This is a genomic window from Candidatus Angelobacter sp., assembly GCA_035643775.1.
Lineage (GTDB): Bacteria > Bacteroidota > Bacteroidia > Flavobacteriales > Blattabacteriaceae > DASQPV01.
This window is the reverse complement of sequence record DASQPV010000006.1, coordinates 1-2,660: the sequence shown is the minus strand read 5'-3', so window position 1 is coordinate 2,660 and position 2,660 is coordinate 1. Positions and strand designations below refer to the sequence as shown.

2 protein-coding genes are annotated in these 2,660 nt (G+C 56.7%); one reads left to right on the top strand and one right to left on the bottom strand.

The genetic code is table 11. The features are described from left to right. Positions 1 to 1,131, top strand: a 1,131-nt coding sequence (locus VE128_00040) for a tetratricopeptide repeat protein (GenBank protein HZD83947.1), incomplete at its 5' end; no start/stop codon positions are given. Between the two features lie 151 nt (positions 1,132 to 1,282). Here VE128_00040 and VE128_00035 read toward each other — a convergent pair. Then, the gene (locus tag VE128_00035) at positions 1,283 to 2,431 is read right to left on the bottom strand and encodes an IS30 family transposase (GenBank protein ID HZD83946.1); all 1,149 of its coding nucleotides are present in this window, start codon (positions 2,429 to 2,431) and stop codon (positions 1,283 to 1,285) included. Between the last annotated feature and the right edge of the window lie 229 nt (positions 2,432 to 2,660).

Genomic DNA, 2,660 nt, shown 5'->3' with positions numbered 1-2,660 from the left:
CTTGGCCACTCCCTCCGGGCGACTAAGGGCTGGAGCGTTGACAGTGTGAAGCAGGCGTATACGCGAGCACTCCAGCTGTGCAAAGAGAGTGGGTTTGATGAGCATACCTTGCCTGCGGTGTTTGGTCTGTGGACCTGGAATTTCCTTCGTGCAGCGCTGGGTGAAGCTCAAGCCCTTGCCGAAGATTTGGTGAATACAGCCGAGAATGCAGATGACTCCGTTTTCAGGGTTCTTGCCCACGAAGCTTTAGGGTTTACCTTATTTGCGCGCGGGAAATTTGCCGCTGCCCACGCGGCGCTAGAACGCAGCATTAGCATGTGTGAAGACAGCAAGGCCGCGGCGTATCTTGACCTGTCAGCGCAAGACCCGCGAGTTCATGTAAGGTTATACGACGGCATGGCCATGTGGTTGCTCGGCTATCCAGATCAAGCGTTGCGGATTTGCGCTGAGGCCCGCCATTATGCAGATACATCTCAACATGCGTTCAGCGAGGCAATGGCACGAACGATAAGCCTCCGGGTGCATCAGTTTCGCGGTGAGGCTGCCGTTGTCGCACGGGAGGCTAACGCGGCAATCGCACTCTGCGAAGAGCATGGGTTTGTGCACTATCTGGCCATGGCTCTGATTTTGCGCGGATGGGCAAGTGCCCAGCAAGGCGAGTTTGACAAGGGGATTGCCGAGATTCAGGACGGTTTGGATAAAGTACGGACCACCGGCGCCTTATTGTTCGATTCGTATGCTCTGGGATTACTGGCGGATGTATGCATAAAGAATGAACGATACGAACAAGCGTTCGGCTTCCTGGAGCAGGCAAAATTAAGACTCGATGAAGGGAGCTCCGAACGCTTTTACGAGGCTGAAATATATCGCTTGCTCGGAGAAACATATCTGCGATCACGTCGAGATCTGGATCAGGCGGAGCGGTTTTTGTGTAAGGGCCTTGAGGTTGCGCGCCAACAGAAAGCCAAGTCACTTGAACTTAAACTTTGTGTAAGTATTTATGACCTGTACGAGCTAAGACAAAACGTCGACAAGCATCGCTCGCAACTCGGCGAGATTTACGGATATTTTAGCGAGGGGTTTGACACCACGGATCTAGTCAAAGCCAAGGCAAGGTTGAAAAATGCTTGATAACTCCGCCAAGACACTGGGCCTCACTTTCCCCATCACGCTGCTCGACCGTGCCGACGAGGTGATCGAGAGGCTTAGTCTCCTTTTGGCACAAAGGGGACATCCCGACCGCACTGACCAATGTCCGGTTTCAGGGGGTGAGTTCAATCGGTCAGTGCAACACCAGTTGCAGTCTATTGGCAGGGGTTTCGAAGGCCAAGGTCTTTCGCGGGCGTTGATTGAGCCTCAGAGCAATGCCATTGAGGTAGGCCTGGGAGAAGCGCGAGAGATCGGTTCCTCTCGGGAAGTACTGTCGCAGCAGGCCGTTGGTGTTCTCGTTGCTGCCACGCTGCCATGGACTGCGCGGATCACAGAAGTAAACCTGCACGTTGGTGGCAACCGTGAAGCGTTTGTGGCCAGACATCTCCTTGCCTTGGTCCCACGTCAGGGAGCGTCGTAGCTGCTCGGGCAATTTGCGGATGTGCTTAGCGAGCGCGGCAACCACGGTCGTCGTGTCCTTCCTTGGAAGCTTGACGAGCATCGTAAAGCGGCTGTGGCGTTCGACGAGCGTCACGATGTGCGTGTCGCTTGCTCCGGTAAGAAGATCTCCTTCCCAATGGCCAGGAACTGCGCGATCCTCGGCCTCGGCGGGTCGCTCGCGGATAGAGACCATATCGAGTATGTGCCCCTGTCCATTCTTGGCCTTGCCGCCTTTGGCGTGACGCATCTGCCGCCTTGTACGCAACTGTGCCGTCAGCTCCTTCTTCAGCACGCCGCGCGTCTGAACAAAGAGACTGCGATAGATCGCTTCGTGAGATATCCGCATGTCTCGGTCGGTCGGGAACTGCTGCTTCAGCCAACCGGAGATCTGCTCTGGCGACCATTGCAGCGCAAGCTTCTGCGCCACGCGCCATCGTAACTCCCCATGGAGCGCCAGGCGACAAGGCTTAGGGCGCAGCGCCCGCTCCCAGGCGCTCCTCTCGGCCCGGTTTGCACGGTAAGTCTGCGAACCGCCGTTGCGTCGAATCTCCCGGCTTATCGTCGATGGCGATCGTTTGAGACCTCGTGCGATCCGACGGACCGACCGGCCGGCCGCAATCCCACGGGAAATCTCTTCGCGCTCCTCAAGCTTCAACGCCGCCACAGCTCTGCAACGCGGCGCCGGAGCGATCCCTCCATTGAGAGCCACGATCCGCTGGACGCCGGTCTTGTTCCTCCTTTCCAGCGCCCGGGAGATGGCTAACACACTTTGTCCGTTCTTCCAGCGCTCCCAAAGTTCATCCTTCTGCTTCGCCGTGAACAATATCCGTGACGTCACCATCTGCCACCTCCTTATCCAGCAAGATTAGAAGGTGTTGCGTCGATCGGTTGAGATCACCCCCCGAAAGATGGGGTAATCGGCCGGCAGCTTGTGGATAGCTGAAGATTTGGGGTGCTGCGCTTCAGACCGATGGTGGAAACGAGGTCCGTGTGTACGGCCTCAGGCATCAGAAGGAGAAGCGCAGCATGGACCATTTTGCTGGACTGGACGTTTCGGTCAAGGAGACGAG